This is a genomic window from Virgibacillus alimentarius (genome assembly GCF_017874635.1).
Classification (GTDB): Bacteria; Bacillota; Bacilli; order Bacillales; family Amphibacillaceae; genus Virgibacillus_B; species Virgibacillus_B alimentarius.
In genome coordinates, this window is record NZ_JAGIKX010000001.1 from 36,314 (window position 1) to 53,931 (window position 17,618).

16 protein-coding genes are annotated in these 17,618 nt (G+C 35.7%); all 16 read left to right on the top strand.

Annotated features, from left to right (window positions below; genetic code table 11):
• Nucleotides 1–79 precede the first annotated feature (79 nt).
• The 16 genes from J2Z81_RS00205 to J2Z81_RS00280 all read left to right on the top strand — a co-directional run bounded on the left by J2Z81_RS00205 (nucleotide 80) and on the right by J2Z81_RS00280 (nucleotide 17,614).
• Complete coding sequence (locus J2Z81_RS00205; protein ID WP_029270663.1) at nucleotides 80–2,023, top strand: stage V sporulation protein D; 1,944 nt, start codon at nucleotides 80–82, stop codon at nucleotides 2,021–2,023.
• Between the two features lie 131 nt (nucleotides 2,024–2,154).
• On the top strand, nucleotides 2,155–3,624 hold the full coding sequence (locus tag J2Z81_RS00210; protein ID WP_029270661.1) for a UDP-N-acetylmuramoyl-L-alanyl-D-glutamate--2,6-diaminopimelate ligase: 1,470 nt from the start codon (nucleotides 2,155–2,157) through the stop codon (nucleotides 3,622–3,624).
• A gap of 3 nt (nucleotides 3,625–3,627) precedes the next feature.
• A complete protein-coding gene (locus J2Z81_RS00215) occupies nucleotides 3,628–4,998 on the top strand; it encodes a UDP-N-acetylmuramoyl-tripeptide--D-alanyl-D-alanine ligase (RefSeq protein WP_226370473.1) in 1,371 nt (456 codons plus the stop codon).
• 87 nt (nucleotides 4,999–5,085) lie between these two features.
• Nucleotides 5,086–6,069 carry a phospho-N-acetylmuramoyl-pentapeptide-transferase gene (gene mraY / locus J2Z81_RS00220; RefSeq protein ID WP_029270657.1) on the top strand — a complete coding sequence of 328 codons (984 nt, stop codon included), beginning with the start codon at nucleotides 5,086–5,088 and terminating at the stop codon, nucleotides 6,067–6,069.
• Nucleotides 6,066–7,415, top strand: a complete 1,350-nt coding sequence (murD, locus tag J2Z81_RS00225) for a UDP-N-acetylmuramoyl-L-alanine--D-glutamate ligase (protein ID WP_226370474.1) — start codon at nucleotides 6,066–6,068, stop codon at nucleotides 7,413–7,415. Before mraY ends, murD begins: the two co-directional genes overlap by 4 nt.
• A gap of 73 nt (nucleotides 7,416–7,488) precedes the next feature.
• Nucleotides 7,489–8,598 carry a stage V sporulation protein E gene (spoVE, locus tag J2Z81_RS00230; protein ID WP_029270655.1) on the top strand — a complete coding sequence of 370 codons (1,110 nt, stop codon included), beginning with the start codon at nucleotides 7,489–7,491 and terminating at the stop codon, nucleotides 8,596–8,598.
• Between the two features lie 245 nt (nucleotides 8,599–8,843).
• A complete protein-coding gene (locus J2Z81_RS00235; protein ID WP_029270653.1) occupies nucleotides 8,844–9,629 on the top strand; it encodes a cell division protein FtsQ/DivIB in 786 nt (261 codons plus the stop codon).
• Nucleotides 9,630–9,899: 270 nt separating this feature from the next.
• Nucleotides 9,900–11,180, top strand: coding sequence for a cell division protein FtsA (gene ftsA / locus J2Z81_RS00240; RefSeq protein WP_029270651.1), 1,281 nt, complete (start codon nucleotides 9,900–9,902; stop codon nucleotides 11,178–11,180).
• 53 nt (nucleotides 11,181–11,233) lie between these two features.
• Complete coding sequence (ftsZ, locus tag J2Z81_RS00245) at nucleotides 11,234–12,394, top strand: cell division protein FtsZ (protein WP_226370475.1); 1,161 nt, start codon at nucleotides 11,234–11,236, stop codon at nucleotides 12,392–12,394.
• A gap of 208 nt (nucleotides 12,395–12,602) precedes the next feature.
• A complete protein-coding gene (gene spoIIGA, locus J2Z81_RS00250) occupies nucleotides 12,603–13,523 on the top strand; it encodes a sigma-E processing peptidase SpoIIGA (RefSeq protein WP_226370476.1) in 921 nt (306 codons plus the stop codon).
• 21 nt (nucleotides 13,524–13,544) lie between these two features.
• On the top strand, nucleotides 13,545–14,264 hold the full coding sequence (gene sigE / locus J2Z81_RS00255; RefSeq protein WP_029270644.1) for an RNA polymerase sporulation sigma factor SigE: 720 nt from the start codon (nucleotides 13,545–13,547) through the stop codon (nucleotides 14,262–14,264).
• A gap of 125 nt (nucleotides 14,265–14,389) precedes the next feature.
• The gene (gene sigG / locus J2Z81_RS00260) at nucleotides 14,390–15,169 is read left to right on the top strand and encodes an RNA polymerase sporulation sigma factor SigG (RefSeq protein WP_029270642.1); all 780 of its coding nucleotides are present in this window, start codon (nucleotides 14,390–14,392) and stop codon (nucleotides 15,167–15,169) included.
• A 129-nt stretch (nucleotides 15,170–15,298) separates the two neighbouring features.
• Nucleotides 15,299–15,571: a YlmC/YmxH family sporulation protein gene (locus tag J2Z81_RS00265; RefSeq protein WP_226370477.1), complete on the top strand. Its 273-nt coding sequence runs from the start codon at nucleotides 15,299–15,301 to the stop codon at nucleotides 15,569–15,571.
• Nucleotides 15,572–15,634: 63 nt separating this feature from the next.
• The gene (gene pgeF / locus J2Z81_RS00270) at nucleotides 15,635–16,450 is read left to right on the top strand and encodes a peptidoglycan editing factor PgeF (RefSeq protein WP_226370478.1); all 816 of its coding nucleotides are present in this window, start codon (nucleotides 15,635–15,637) and stop codon (nucleotides 16,448–16,450) included.
• A 30-nt stretch (nucleotides 16,451–16,480) separates the two neighbouring features.
• Nucleotides 16,481–17,155, top strand: coding sequence for a YggS family pyridoxal phosphate-dependent enzyme (locus J2Z81_RS00275; RefSeq protein ID WP_029270636.1), 675 nt, complete (start codon nucleotides 16,481–16,483; stop codon nucleotides 17,153–17,155).
• A gap of 15 nt (nucleotides 17,156–17,170) precedes the next feature.
• Nucleotides 17,171–17,614 carry a cell division protein SepF gene (locus J2Z81_RS00280; RefSeq protein WP_029270634.1) on the top strand — a complete coding sequence of 148 codons (444 nt, stop codon included), beginning with the start codon at nucleotides 17,171–17,173 and terminating at the stop codon, nucleotides 17,612–17,614.
• The last annotated feature ends 4 nt before the right edge of the window (nucleotides 17,615–17,618 follow it).

Here is a 17,618-nt window from a genome sequence, read left to right on the forward strand (position 1 = left end):
CAGATGAACAGTGTTCTATTATGTCTTTCTAATTCATATAGTGGATACAAGCCTACCTATGAAGAAAAGGGGATGGAAAATGAAACGTGTATCCACTGTCACAGTTAGAAAACGAATAGTTACTGTTTTTCTTTTTGGTTTACTTCTCTTTATGATTATTGATTTCCGATTGGGATATGTTCAATTTATTATCGGTGATAAATTAATGGATAAAGCAAATGAGTCATGGAGCAGAGATATCGTATTTGAAGCGGATCGTGGCAAAATTTTAGATTCCAATGGGGATATATTAGCTGAAAATGTCTCTGCACCTTCTATAACCGTTGTACCTAGACAAATTCAAAATCCGCAGAAAGTCGCAGAAAACCTTGCAAATATATTGGACATGCCCGAAAAGAAAGCATATGAATATGTGACGAAAAATGAATCGAGTGTGAATATTCATCCGGAAGGAAGAAAGCTTTCTGAAAAACAGGAAAAGGCTGTTCGAACGCTCAATATGGATGGGGTTTATCTTGCTAAGGATTCCAAACGGCATTATCCATACGGTGATTATCTATCCCATGTATTAGGTTTTACAGGTATTGATAATCAAGGATTAATGGGACTTGAACTTTATTACGATGACAAATTGAAAGGTGAAAAGGGAAGTTTATCCTATTATTCGGATGCAAAGGGGAAAAAACTGGAAAGCATCGCAGATATATACAATGCACCGAAAGATGGTTTGGATTTAAAGACGACCATTAATTCTAAGGTGCAAACAATAATGGAGCGTGAACTTGACCTAGCAGTAGCCAAATATAACCCCGATGGTGCTTCCGCAATTGCCGTAAACCCAAAAACGGGCGGTGTGTTAGGTATGACAACAAGACCAAACTTCAACCCAGAAAACTATCAAGATGTTGATTCTTCGATTTTTGATCGTAATTTACCAATATGGAGCACATATGAGCCAGGATCAACATTTAAAATAATTACACTTGCATCCGCTTTAGAGGAAGAAACAGTTGATTTAGAAGAAGATGAGTTTGATGATGATGGGTCGATATCAATCGATGGAACCCACCTGCATTGCTGGAAAGAGGGAGGTCACGGACACCAATCATATCTTGAAGTTGTGCAAAATTCTTGTAACCCGGGATTTGTCAATTTAGGAATGAAGCTAGGAAAGGAAAAGTTATTTACGTATATTAAAGATTTTGGATTTGGAAAAAAAACAGGAATTGATTTGCAAGGAGAGGGAAATGGAATATTATTTGATCCCGAAGATATAGGCCCTGTTGAGTTAGCTACTACATCCTTTGGTCAAGGTGTTTCAGTAACCCCAATTCAACAAGTTATGGCAGTCGCTGCAGCTGTTAATGGCGGGAATTTATATGAACCGCATATTGCAAAGGAATGGATTGATTCGAGAACAGGGAAAACCGTTGATAATTTTGAAAATGAAATAAAAGATAAAGTCATTTCAGAATCTACCTCCAAAGAGCTCAGATATGCCTTAGAAAGTGTAGTAGCAAAAGGAACGGGTAAACCTGCATATGTAGATGGTTATCGCGTTGGTGGTAAAACTGGAACAGCTCAAAAAGTGGGACCAGATGGACAGTATATGCAAGACAATTATATTGTGTCCTTTATCGGATTTGCTCCTGCCGATGATCCAGAAATTGTTGTTTATGTAGCGATCGATAATCCTAAGGATACCTTGCAGTTCGGTGGTGTCGTAGCTGCTCCAATCGTCGGAACAATTATTGGTGACAGCCTTAGAGCAATGGGAGTGGAACCAAGAGAAGATGGATTGGAAAAAGAAGTAGATTGGCCTGAACAGCCAAAGGTTGAAGTACCAGATTTAATAGGTTTAAAGAAAAAAGACGTAACGGAATATATGACTAACTTATCGATTGAAGTAGAAGGATCAGGAGATCATATTATTGATCAAGAACCAAAAGCCGGTTCCAAAGTTGAAGAAGGGGCAAAAATTAGAATCTATTTATCTAATAAAAAGGATCGTGATTCTGATTAAAATTTGCTATAATAAATAAGATGTTAATTAATAAAATGTAAATAAAATAAAAAGAGGGTGGCTGCACCCTCTTAAAAAGTGTGTTTTAAGAGAATAAATATGTGGGAAATTAACCAAGGCAGGGTGTTTATATGAAATTAACAGAAATTATTTCCATACTACCATTCTATCAATCAACAAAAAAGTTAGAAGAAATCGATATAAATTCAATTGAAATGGACTCACGTCGTGTTAAAGCAAGTGATTTGTTTATTTGTATTAAAGGGTTTACGGTTGACGGACATGATTTTGTAAATCAAGCAATCGAGCGTGGAGCTAGTGCAATTATAGCTGAAAAAGAAATACAAACGAATGTACCTACCATTGTTGTACCTGATACATCAAGAGCACTAGCGCTTATTGCAACGAAATTCTTTGCGTATCCGACTAATCAATTCCCTCTTATAGGCGTCACAGGAACAAATGGTAAAACAACAGTAACCTATTTACTCGAAGCAATCTTTTCAAAATATAAAAAGAAAACAGGTGTGATTGGAACCATTCATATGAAGATTGGCGATGAGTCATTTCCTGTAAACAATACAACACCAGATGCGCTTTTTCTGCAGCGGACTTTTAGACAAATGGCAGATGAGCAAGTTGAAACAGGAATAATGGAAGTATCCTCACACGCTTTAGATTTAGGGCGCGTATATGGCTGTGATTTTGATATAGCAATATTTACTAATTTATCTCAGGATCATCTGGATTACCATAAAGATATGAATGATTATTTACGTGCTAAAAGTCTTTTGTTTGCGCAACTGGGAAGTGCTTACGCGGATGGGCGGAAGAAATTTGCTATTCTTAATGAGGATGATCCACATAGCTCATTATTAAAACAAAGCACAGCGCAACATATATTGACCTATGGTCTAAGTGATAAGGCGCAGGTCAAAGCGACAAACATACAGCTGGACGTTACACATACAAACTTTACATTATCATCACCGGTGGGCATTATTGAAATACATAGTAAGCTCATTGGAATGTTTAATGTGTATAATATGCTTGCTGCTAGTAGTGCTGCGATTGCTTCAAATGTACCATTAAACGTGATAAAAAAGGCACTTGAATCGATTACTGGTGTAAATGGACGTTTTCAGCAAGTAATAGCTGGACAGCCATTTGCTACAATTGTCGATTATGCACATACACCGGACTCTCTAGAGAATGTATTACAGACAATCCAAGAGTTTGCAAAGAGAAAAGTGTATGTAGTTGTTGGATGCGGCGGGGATCGTGATCGCACAAAACGTCCTTTAATGGCAGATATTGCATTAAAATATGCGGATCTTGCAATCTTTACTTCTGATAATCCGCGAACAGAAGAACCGCATCGAATATTAGATGATATGACGAATGGATTATCAAAAACACACTTTGAAGTAATCGAAAATAGAAAAGAAGCGATTTGTCATGCAGTACAGCTTGCAAAAAAAGATGATATCATTTTAATTGCCGGCAAAGGCCATGAAACTTATCAGCAAATTGGGCAAACAAAGTACGATTTTGATGATCGGGAAGTTGCTAAAGAAGCAATAAATAATAAGGGGATTTAGAATATGTTATTTACGACCAAGTGGTTATCGGCTGTTTTTGGTGGACATCAAGGGCAGACAAAAGACTCTATTACAATTAATGAGGTAACAACAGATAGCCGATTGAAATCAAATAAGTCATTATTTATTCCTTTAGTTGGTGAAAACTTTGATGGTCATCATTATTTGAAGCAAGCATATGATAATGGTGCTATAGCCACTTTATGGAATAAGCAAAAGGATCTGCCGTCTTTTTTACCTGCAAATTTCCCGGTGTTTTATGTTGAAAATACATTGGATGCTCTGCAGAAGCTAGCATCAGCTTATAGACAGGAGATTAATCCAACAGTTGTTGGTATAACCGGTTCAAACGGGAAAACGACAACGAAGGATATCGTGGCATCGGTATTAAAAAAGGCTTATAAAACGCATTATACAAAAGGCAATTTTAATAATCATATTGGTTTACCGTTAACCATATTGTCTATGGAAAGACATACAGAGATATTGGTTTTAGAAATGGGAATGAATCATAAAGGGGAGATTGAAAAGCTGACAAAAATAGCGAATCCTGACTATGCCATTATTACCAACATCGGTGAATCACATATTGAATTTCTTGGTTCACGAAAAGCGATTGCAAATGCTAAACTGGAAATAGTGCAAGGTATGGGTGAAAAGTCCTCTCTTATTATTGATGGAGATGAAGAACTGTTAGCATCGATAAAGCCAAAAACCAATGTTATAACATGCGGCTTTCATCATTCCAACAATGTAGTAATTAATGATACGGAGATATTCCATCAAGAAACGCGTTTTCACTTATCTGATGGGGAATGGTGGACCATTCCTTTATTAGGAAAACACAATGCACTTAATGCAACGTATGCTATAACGCTTGGAAAACTGTTGGGAATGAATGAAACAGTGATAAGCGAAGCTCTTCAAACATTAGAAAGAACATCCATGCGCTTTGAAATGCTCGAAGGGAACAATGGTGTTTCAATTATTAATGATGCTTATAATGCCTCACCAACATCTATGAAAGCAGCAATTGAAGTAATGAAACAAATAGAAGGATTTAAGGAAAAAGTACTTATACTTGGCGATATTTTAGAACTTGGCGACTACTCCAAAGAAATGCACGAATCAGTCGCAAAAGTAATAACATATCCTGTTACAGCGTTATTTACATTTGGAAAGGAATCCAAATATATTTCTGATCAGATTCAGAAGGAAAATCAAAGGATGACTTGTATGCATTTTGATTCGAAAGAAAAGTTATTCGTGAAACTGCGAGGCTATTTACGCAAGGATGCCCTCTTATTGTTTAAAGCATCCCGGGGAATGCAGCTTGAGTCACTTGTTGAAGCGATCCAAAAAAAGTCTTTCTGAATGAATGAAACAGTAAAAACCTTTTGTGAAAATTAGTCAGCCATCATCATTAGTATGGACGGTTGTTGCACGAGGGAGGAAATTGTAGTGAATATATACGGTTTAATCATAACAATAGGTATCGCATTTTTAATTACCGTCCTTTTATCACCTATATTTATTCCTTTTTTAAGGCGTTTGAAGTTTGGACAAAGCATTAGAGAAGAAGGCCCAAAGTCACATATGAAAAAAACAGGGACACCGACAATGGGCGGAGTTATGATTGTTATAAGTATTGTTATTACATCTATTATTATGGTTAATAAATTTAGTGGTTCAATTGGATATGAATTGTGGTTATTGATTTTTGTATTAGTAGGATATGGTATATTAGGGTTTCTTGATGATTTTATTAAAGTAGCAATGAAACGTAATTTAGGATTAACGTCGAAACAAAAAATGGCAGGTCAAATTGTGATTGCACTTATATTCTTTTATATTTTACAATCACAAGGTTTTTCCACTTATATAAAAATACCAGGGACAAATATTCAATGGGAGCTTGGCTGGGGCTATGCCTTGTTGATTATTTTTATGTTAGTAGGAGCGTCGAATGCAGTAAATTTAACCGATGGACTTGATGGCTTACTAGCAGGAACGGCTGCAATTGCTTTTGGTGCATTTGGAATTCTGGCATGGTACGGATTTCCTCAAAATGAAGTTACGATTTTTGCATTAGCTGCTGTAGGAGCTTTATTAGGTTTTCTTGTTTTTAATGCCCATCCCGCTAAAGTTTTTATGGGCGATACAGGCTCACTCGCTCTTGGTGGTGCGATAGCAGCAATTGCGATTTTAACTAAATTAGAAATTTTATTGGTTATTATTGGTGGGGTGTTTGTTATTGAAACACTCTCCGTTATAATCCAAGTTATTTCGTTTAAAACAACTGGAAAAAGGGTATTTAAAATGAGTCCATTACACCATCACTATGAATTAATTGGATGGTCCGAATGGAGAGTAGTAACAACCTTTTGGTTAATTGGACTTATTTTTGCTATCCTTGGCATATATATTGAGGTGTGGATAACTTGAGAAAATTAAAAGACTTTCATTATTCTCATGTACTTATATTGGGTTTAGCTAAAAGTGGAACCGCTGCTGCAAAATATTTAATTAAAAATAATATAAATGTACGTGTGAATGATATGAATGCTAAAGAAAATGATGTATCCGTGACTGAATTAAAAACGATGGGGGCAGAGGTCATTATTGGCTCCCATCCTATTTCTGTTTTAGAAGGGATTGAATTAATCGTAAAAAATCCCGGTATTACGTACGATAATCCGATTCTTGTTGAAGCACAAAAAAGAAATGTTCCGATTATCACCGAAATAGAAATAGCTGGTAAATTAGTTCCTGATTCGATAATAGGAATTACAGGATCGAACGGGAAGACAACAACAACTACACTGATAACACAAATGTTAACTGAAAGTAATGTACGGACCAGGGTAGCCGGAAATATTGGAACAGTAGCTTCCGATGTAGCACAGGAATTAGCTGAAGATGAAAAATTGGTTTTAGAACTCTCATCCTTTCAGTTGTTAGGTGTAAAAACTTTCAAACCCCGCGTAGCGGTCTTATTGAATATTTATGAAGCACACTTGGATTATCATAAAACACTAAAAAATTATCAACAGGCAAAGTGTAATATTTTTGCTAATCAAACATCAGATGATTTTCTTGTTTACAATGCAGATGATCCGACCGTTTCTAATGCTATCAAACGAGCAAATTCCCAAACGATACCTTTCTCAGTAAAGCATCGGCTAGTTGATGGCGTTTGGACAGACAATTCTACTATTTATTTTAAAGATGAAAAAATAATCGATAAAAAAGATATTGTTTTAGTTGGTTCTCATAATTTAGAAAACATATTAGCTGCAGTGTGTGCATCTAAGTTATGTGGAGCAACTAATGAGGGAATCTATAAAGTATTATCGACATTCTCTGGTGTAAAACACCGTCTGCAGTTTGTCGCTAATAAAGATAAACGCATGTTTTATAATGATTCAAAAGCAACAAATATTTTGGCAACACAAAAAGCCCTGTCCTCTTTTAGTAAACCTACGATTCTATTAGCTGGTGGTCTTGATCGAGGAAATGGCTTTGAGGAACTATTACCATATTTGAAAAATGTTAAAGCAATGATTGTGTTCGGACAGACCGCGGAAAAGTTAAAGCAATTAGCTGAAACTGCGGGAAGTAAGGCTATTGAAATCAAGGGAAATTTAACAGAAGCTGTTCAAACGGCATATGATTTATCAGAAGAGGGAGATGTTATTTTATTGTCCCCTGCATGTGCAAGTTGGGATCAGTATCGTACATTTGAAGAAAGAGGAGACATGTTTATTCATGCAGTGCATACACTAATGTAGGGGCTTGTTTCTACATTAGGTATTTTCAGATTCGCCCCTATTCCTAGGATTTTGGAAACGGGGTGTTTTTTGTTTGAGAAAATTATTTAATCATCAAAACAGACCAGATCTTTTCTTATTAGGAACTGTACTTACCTTACTTATAGTAGGAGTTGTGATGGTTTACAGCTCGTCTTACATATGGGCGGATTATAAGTATGCAGACACGCTGTTTTTTGTAAAAAGACAGTTACTGTTTGCAGGTGTGGGCGTTATCGCAATGTTCTTTATTATGGTTTTTCCATATGGTACATGGAAAAAGTATGCTAAAGTTCTGCTGTTTGTTTGTTTCTTCTTATTATTACTTGTCTTGATTCCAGGAGTTGGCATGGTCCGAGGTGGAGCTCGAAGCTGGATAGGAGTTGGGGCTTTTAGTATCCAGCCATCTGAATTTATGAAACTTGGCTTAATTATCTTCTTATCAGCCTATCTAGCTATGAATCAGAAGTACATTACATCATTTAAAAAAGGATTTTTCCCGTCCCTTATCCTTGTTTTTACAGCGTTTGGATTAATTATGCTACAGCCCGATTTAGGAACAGGGATGGTACTTGTATTAACCTGTATCCTTATGATCTATGCGGCTGGTGCTCGCTTGACGCATTTTGTTGGGCTAGCTTTACTTGGATTAACAGGTTTTGTATTCTTGATCTTGTCTGCTCCATATCGTATTAGCAGAATAACAGCTTTTTTAAATCCATGGGAAGATCCACTTGGTGATGGCTTTCAAATCATACAATCTCTTTATGCTATTGGCCCAGGAGGTTTAATGGGAGTTGGATTCGGTGAAAGTTTGCAAAAATATTTTTATTTACCAGAACCCCAAACTGATTTTATTTTCGCTATTTTAGGCGAAGAATTAGGATTTATCGGTGGATCGCTTGTGATTGGATTATTTATCTTATTATTTTGGCGTGGCATTAAAATCGCGATTGAAGCACCAGATTTATTTGGGAAATTTTTAGCACTTGGTATCATATCAATGCTAACCATTCAGGTTATGATCAATATTAGTGTTGTGATTGGTTTAATTCCTGTAACAGGTATTACGTTGCCGTTTCTAAGTTACGGTGGTTCCTCATTAACCTTAACACTCTGCTCTGTCGGTATTTTACTAAATATAAGTAGATATACCAAAATATAGCGTGATGCTTATTTTCATAGAGGCATAATTAAAAGTTTGGGCACAGAAATGAAGGTGCTCAAACTTTTTTTCTATACCTTTATTTGGAAATATATTGTCTGTTTATTTATAACAAAAATATTGATAAACTATTAGTGTGGACTATCTGTTTAGATACTGAATATGATATAATTCATATAACAAATTCGGTGATAGGATGGTAGATCATTTGATTTTGTTAATTACTGATAAAGGAAGAAATAGAAATGGAAAAAAAGCAAATTGTTTCCATTGAGGATCGTATCCCTAAATTGAAACAAGCTCGTAAAAAGAAAGCAAATCGACGTTTAATCTTCTATCTTACTATTTTCTTCATTTTAATATCTATTATTGTTTATTTACAATCACCTTTAAGTAATGTGAAAAAAATTACTGTTACAGGCAACACATCGGTAAAAACGAAAGAAGTGATTAAACAGAGTAAGCTAACTGATAGCACAAATATTTGGACAATCAATAAGACGAAAGTAAAAAATAACATAAAAGAAAATCCAGTTGTTCAATCGGTTGATGTGGATAGAAAGTTGCCATGGACAGTCGAAATTCAAATAAAAGAATATGAACGTGTTGGATATATTAAAAAAGAAGGTTATTATCACCCTATTTTGGGGAATGGTACTACGGTTACATCAAATCAAAAGTCGAGTAATGGCGATGCTCCATTGATTATAGGGTTTTCAGAGGGTGCTTATTTAGACAAAATGACGGATGAGCTACAAAAATTGCCCGAAAGTATTTTAAATTTAATATCAGAAATTCACTGGAAACCTACAGACGAAAACAAGAATAAAATTTCACTTTATATGAATGATGGCTTTATGGTTGATGGAACCATAAGAAACTTTGCAGAGAAAATGCAAGTGTATCCGTCCATTGTCTCTCAGCTTGATTCTGATAGTAAGGGCATTATACATATTGGAGTAGGAGCGTATTTTGAGTCATTTGATAAGAATCCAGATGAAGGTGAAACCGAAGATAGTACAGAAAGGTAGGTATGAATCCATCCATCCATTTTTATACCAGATGGATAGACGGTATTTTATTGTGATCTGAAAGAAATAGATTGAATTTAAAGGGTTTTAATGATTTATGTTGAAATAATCATTATATCTTTTCATTCTTCTCAAATTCGATAGAGTAATGATGAAAGGATAGAACCGAGAAAAAATATTTATAAATATTGAAATGGCTAGTCGAAAAGAATAATTCGGGTAAGAAACTTTATATGTTCTCCGAAGTTGTTTAATTAGGAGGTGCCTTCTTTGAATAATAGTGAAATATTAGTAAGTCTTGATATAGGTACAGCAAAAATAAAAGTAGTTGTAGGTGAAGTACTGAATGATTCACTAAATATTATAGGTGTGGGTACTGCAAAATCAAATGGAATGAAAAAAGGTGCTGTTGTTGACATTGATCAAACAGTAAATTCAATAAGAAATGCAGTCGAACAAGCTGAACGTATGGTCGGTATGCAAATTGACCGAGTAGTAGTAGGTATTAATGGAAATCATATTCAATTGCAGCCTTGTCACGGTGTCGTAGCAGTCCAAAGCGAAGATCGTGAAATTAGCGATGAAGATATTACCCGAGTCATCGATGGTGCACAGGTAATATCGATTCCGCCTGAGAGAGAAATCATTGATGTTATACCGAAACAATTCATTGTTGATGGATTAGATGAAATAACGGATCCAAGGGGAATGATTGGTGTTCGGTTAGAAATGGAAGGAACCATTATTACATGCTCAAAAACTGTTTTACATAATATTTTGAAATGTGTAGAACGAGCTAACCTACAAATATCTGATATTTGCCTGCAGCCACTGGCAGCAGGAACACTCGCTTTATCAAAAGATGAAAAAAATCTGGGTGTCGCCTTAATTGATGTTGGTGGGGGATGTTCTACCGTTTCTATTTTTGAAAATGATCATCTTGTATCGACGAATGTGATACAGTTGGGCGGAGATAATATTACAAAAGATTTATCGATAGGGCTCAGAACATCAACAGAAGAAGCGGAAGAAGTTAAATTGAATTATGGACATGCATTCTATGATGAGGCGCAGGAAGATGAAGTTTTTAATGTTTCCATTATAGGGAGCAACTCTAAACAAACCTATAATCAATTGCAAATATCTGATATGATTGAAGCTAGATTAGAAGAAATATATGCTTTTGCAGAAAGAGAAATTAGAAAAGCTGGTTATCACGAATTACCGGGTGGTTATGTATTAACAGGCGGCACGATGAAAATGCCGGGTGTCCTAGAATTAGCGCAAGATCTATTTAGGTCAAATGTACGTATAGCTATACCGGATTACATAGGTGTAAGGGAACCCCAGTTTACTGCAGGGGTGGGAATCTTGCAATTTGCCTATCATAATGCGAAAATACAAGGAAAAGAATTATTTCCTGCTGTGGTCGCTAATACGCAAGAACCAAAACCAAAAAGAAATAAAAATCAAACAAAAACAGAAGAACCAAAAAAAACGGAGAAAAAAGAATCCAAAATTGCTAATTTGTTCAAGTACTTTTTTGACTAAGATTAGTACACGTTCGAGTGTTTGTAATTTTGCATATTAGGAGGAACAAATATATGTTAGAGTTTGATACTGAGATGGATAGTCTAGCAACAATTAAAGTAATAGGTGTAGGTGGCGGCGGTAATAATGCTGTAAACCGTATGATTGAACACGGCGTTGAAGGTGTAGAATTTATTGCTGTTAACACAGATGCTCAAGCATTGGAATTATCCAAGGCAGAAGTAAAGCTGCAAATTGGTGGTAAACTTACTCGGGGACTGGGCGCAGGTGCCAATCCAGAAGTAGGAAAAAAGGCTGCTGAAGAAAGTAAAGAACAGATCGAAGAAGCACTGCAAGGTGCAGATATGATTTTTGTAACTGCAGGAATGGGAGGTGGTACCGGTACAGGTGCCGCACCAATTATTGCAACAGTAGCAAAAGAAATAGGCGCACTAACAGTAGGTGTTGTAACGAGACCGTTTTCTTTTGAAGGAAGAAGAAGATCCACACAAGCTGTTGCTGGTATCGAATCATTGAAAAGTAGTGTAGATACGCTAATTGTTATCCCAAATGACCGACTGCTGGAAATTGTGGATAAAAATACACCAATGTTAGAAGCTTTCCGTGAAGCTGACAATGTGTTGCGTCAGGGTGTTCAAGGTATTTCTGATTTAATCGCAAAACCAGGTTTAATTAACGTTGACTTCGCGGACGTAAAAACAATCATGGTTGATAAGGGCTCCGCATTAATGGGGATTGGTGTTGCGAATGGAGAACATCGTGCAGCTGAAGCGGCGAAGAAAGCAATATCCTCTCCGTTGTTAGAGACATCAATCGATGGTGCGCACGGAATCCTAATGAATATTACAGGTGGTGCAAGCTTAAGTCTGTATGAAGTCCAGGAAGCTGCTGACTTAGTAACATCCGCTGCAGATGAGGAAGTGAATGTTATCTTCGGCTCCGTTATTAATGAAAATCTTAACGAAGAAATCATTGTAACAGTGATAGCAACAGGATTTGATGAAACAAAAAGAGAGGAAACACAGCCAAGACAGCGACCTCTCATTCACCATAATCAACATGCTGCAACAAAAGCAAATGATGATTATTCTCAGGAAATGAGCCAACCACAAAAACAACAGCACCCTCAACCGCAACAAAGACAAAAGCCTGAAGAAGATACATTAGATATTCCAACCTTCTTAAGAAATCGTAATCGAAACCGCAGACGATAATTTTTAAAAGAGTAATTGACCAACTCTATGGATCAATTACTCTTTTTTTATAAGCCGACAAACTCCCCGATAACTAGTTAAAATTAGCCCCAATATACATACAAGATGTGACAGACTTTGCTTCTGTATTTAGATATACTTTTTTATACATGGATTTCCCCTTTAAATTTTATGTTAAAAGAATAATTTCTTAGAAAGGAAGGGTCAGGTGACCATTTATCTTGATGCTGTCTGGGCATTAAATTTTTTTCTGGATATGATGCTTTTATTGCTTACACAGGCTTTAGCGAAAGACAGTACAAGAAAAGGAAGAATCCTATTTGGTGCCTTTATAGCATCCTTATTGGTACCAATTACACTTTATTTTCCAGACTCATTTTTTAGTAGCATACTAGGAAGATTGCTTTATTCTATTATTATTATTATTTGTGCATTTCGCTTTGTTACTGTCTATCAAACGCTAAAACTATTAGCATTATTTTACTTTACTACTTTTTCCATCGGAGGTGGTTTGATAGCTGCACATTTTATTTTTCAAAATCCGATTGGATTATCTTCAAGCGGGATTCTTACATTTAACAATGGTTTTGGAAATCCGATCAGTTGGATATTTGTTATTGTCGGATTCCCATTAAGCTGGTATTTTACCAAGGTTCGTATGGACAAGCATGCAATAGAAAAAATACGATATGACCAACTATGTCCAATTAGTATCGAACTGAAACAAAAAACGTATTCAACTACTGGGTATATCGACAGTGCTAATCAGCTAGTTGATCCAGCAACAAAAAGACCAGTTGTTATTTGTGATGAGCATTTTTTAAAACAATGGTTTACAGATGATGACTGGCAAATGTTAAAAGATGCTCACGATGAACTTGATTTAGATAGCCTCCCGAAAGAATGGGAAAGACAGTTACATATTGTGCCTTTTCAGGGAGTAGAAGGTAAAAGTAATTTTTTGTTTGCTTTGAGGCCTGACCAGCTGATCATCCACTATAATGATCAGAAAATTATGTCAAATAAGGTATTAATAGGTATTCAATTTGCTGAACTAACAAAAGATCAACGTTACCATTGTTTGCTTCAGCCACAAATTATTAAATTATCAGCTGTATATTCAGCATAAATGCAAAAGGAGAGGTAAATATTGAGAATTTTAAAATTACGTCTGCGTTTATGGTGGTATAAACTATTAATTAAATTAGGATTCAAATCGGATGAAATTTATTATATAGGTGGAAGTGCAGCTTTGCCACCGCCACTGTCAAAAGAAGAGGAACAAGAGTTATTAAAACTGCTCCCAAAAGGAGACAAATCAGCTCGAGCAATGTTAATTGAACGTAATTTACGTCTGGTCGTATACATTGCCAGAAAATTTGAAAATACAGGAATAAATATTGAAGATTTAATAAGTATCGGAACAATTGGACTTATAAAAGCAGTAAATACATTTAATCCAGAAAAGAAAATAAAATTAGCTACTTATGCATCAAGATGTATTGAAAATGAAATATTAATGTATTTAAGAAGAAATAATAAGTTAAAAACGGAAATATCTTTTGATGAGCCCTTAAATGTTGATTGGGATGGCAATGAGTTGTTATTATCTGATGTACTAGGAACTGAAGTAGATATTATAACAAAAAATTTGGATAAAAAAGTGGATAAAAGTTTATTGAAAAATGCATTATCGCAATTAAATGATCGTGAAAAACAAATTATGGAGCTCAGGTTTGGATTAGTTGGCGAAGAAGCGAAAACACAAAAAGATGTAGCAGATATGCTTGGAATTTCTCAGTCCTATATTTCACGGTTAGAAAAGAAAATCATTAGACGCTTAAAAAAAGAATTTAATAAGATGGTTTAGCCTTTATTTTATAGGTTTTAGCGGTAATTTTATGCCTTGTTTTTCATGAAGCTGATTGCATAAAAAACCTCCTAGAGGGAGATACTGTCCATGAACAGCATCACCAACTGGGAGGGCAGAACACAATGATCAGACATAAAGTTGAGATATGTGGTGTTGATACATCGAAATTACCGGTATTAAAGAACGATGAAATGCGCAAATTGTTTGTAAGACTACAAGAAGGAGACTTGGAAGCAAGAGAAGAACTAGTAAATGGAAATTTACGTCTTGTATTAAGTGTTATTAAGCGATTCAATAACCGTGGTGAATACGTAGATGATTTGTTTCAAGTAGGTTGTATTGGTTTAATGAAATCGATAGATAATTTTGATTTAAGTCATAATGTTCGCTTTTCAACCTATGCTGTACCTATGATCATAGGAGAGATTCGAAGGTATTTAAGGGACAATAATCCAATTAGAGTATCGAGGTCACTGCGAGATATTGCCTACAAAGCATTGCAAGTCAGAGAAAAGTTGGTGAATAAAACATCAAAAGAACCGACACCAATGGAAATTGCTGAAGAAATGGGTATTCCTCATGCTGATATTGTTTTTGCTATGGATGCTATCCAAGATCCCGTTTCTTTATTTGAGCCTATTTATAATGATGGGGGAGACCCGATTTATGTGATGGATCAAATAAGTGATGACAAAGATAGTGAAGAAACATGGGATGATAAACTTTCGTTGAAACAAGGGATGCATCAACTAAATGCTAGGGAAAAAATGATATTAAATAAGCGATTTTTCCAAGGAAAAACACAAATGGAAGTTGCGGAAGAAATAGGAATATCGCAAGCACAAGTATCAAGGCTTGAAAAGTCTGCCATCCATCAAATGAATAAAGAAATGTTTGAATAAAAAAAGAAAATAATATGATTAAGTGGAAATAGAAAAGACAGACACTGGTTCCTTATATTAGTGTCTGTCTTTTTTTTATTGTATTATGTTCGTTTACTGCATATAGATAAAATAAGGTAGGTGAATGGGTTGATAAAATTATCTGAGCTGCAAACAAAAGAAATTATCGTGATTGAAGATGGGAGACGTTTAGGGCATATTTATGATCTTGAAATAGATCCAGACAGTGGAAAGATAACTGCAATCATCATTGTCGTCCGAGATAAAAGAAGTGGTTTATTTGGAAAATCGGATGAGCTAATCATTCACTGGGAGAAAATTATAACAATTGGTTCGGATGTCATTCTTGTAAAAGAAGTAAAAGAGCCAACATTGTATCCGGAATCAAACTTTCCTGACTGAAAAAGAAGGAGGTACAACCCAAATATGCTAAAATAGTACATGAATCAGTCAGGAGGTTTCAATATGGAGAAAGAAGCTTTTTACCATTCTAATCAATCTTTTTTACATATAGCACAGTGGCAGAATATCCATTCAAAATTACAAGTTGGTTTTACAACAAGAAATGGGGGAGTCAGCAGCTCTCCCTATGAATCGTTTAATTTTGGTTTCCATGTTGATGATTGGCGGCCTTATGTTATCAAGAACAGGCAACGATTAGCTGAAAACTTATCTTTTCCATTAGAAAACTGGGTTTCTGGGGAACAAGTTCACGATACAAATATAAAAATAATTGGGGAACAAGATAAAGGCAAAGGAGCCACAACGAACCAAACTTCCATCAAAGGAATAGATGGGTTAATCACCAATCAAACAGGGATATTATGTACAGCTTTTTATGCAGATTGCGCTCCTCTCTATTTTTTTGACCCTGTAACAGAATATATTGGTATCGCACATGCAGGTTGGAGGGGAACGACAAATAAAATTGCTCAAAAAATGGTAGATACATTACGTTCCCTCGGTGTAAACGCTTCGAATCTGCTTGCAGCAATTGGACCATGTATATCGCAGGAATATTATGAAATAGATAGTCGGGTAATGCATAAGATAGATCCACAATATCGGCAAAATGCAATTAAGTCCAAAGGAAATAATCGTTATTTATTAAATTTAAAGCAGCTAAATGTAGATATCCTTTTGCAATCTGGGGTTTTACGTAATAATATAGATGTAACACAATATTGCACATTTCGAGATAATAGTCTATTTTATTCCCACCGCCGGGAGAATGGAAAAACAGGTCGAATGTTAGGTTACATAGGTTACTTGAAAGAGTAAGTGATTATGAAACAGGGAGAGATAAAAGGAATGGAAGTAGAAACAAATCTTAAACATATCCGTCGTAATATGGAACAGGCTTGTGAAAAAGTCAATCGTAATTTAGATGAAATTACCCTAATTGCAGTAACGAAATATGTTACAATAGAACGAACAGAAGAAGCAATAAAGGCGGGAATTACAAATCTTGGTGAAAATCGTCAAGAAGGGTTCTTGGAGAAATATGAACATATACAAGATAACGTCCAATGGCACTTTATCGGTACATTGCAATCAAGAAAGGTGAAGAGTGTAGCTGACAAAGTAGACGTTATTCATTCGTTAGATCGTACGTCACTTGCAAAGGAAATCAATAAACGAACAAATGAGTTGAAGGATTGTTTTGTTCAAGTCAATGTTAGTGGGGAAGAATCAAAGCACGGTCTGTCTCCAAAGGATGTTTTATCCTTTGTGAAAGAAATGGAAAAGTTCGAGAACATCCGAATTGTCGGTTTAATGACGATGGCCCCGCATATCGATGATGAACAAGAGCTAAGAGCAACATTTAGAAGGTTAGCACAGTTAAGAGACATGGTAAAAGAAGAAAAATTAACACACGCACCTTGTGAGTATTTATCAATGGGAATGAGTAATGATTACACAATAGCTATTGAAGAAGGTGCCACACATATACGTATTGGTTCAAAATTAGTTGGATCAGAATAATTGTGAGGTGTAACCATGAGTATCAAAAATAAGATTAAGACATTCTTTACAATGGATGATGAATATGAATATATGGAAGAAACAGAAGAGATAGATGCGATGGACAAGCCAGCGGGACAAAGCAAAACCCAGAGCCCGAATAAGGTCGTCAACTTGACGAGTATGCAGCACCCTACTTCGAAGGTAGTGCTTTGTGAACCGCGAACATACAATGAAGCACAAGAAATTGCAGATAATATTGTTGGCCGTCGTGCTGTTGTTATAAATCTGCAGCGAGTTGACCATCAACAAGCCAAGCGAATTGTTGATTTTCTCAGTGGCACTGTTTATGCTGTCAATGGCGATATACAAAAACTGGGTTCGGAGACATTTTTATGTACACCTGATAACGTTAATGTATCGGGTTCTATCTCGGAATCATTGGCCAGCAGTGAAGATGAATTTCAAAAAGGATGGTAGTAGA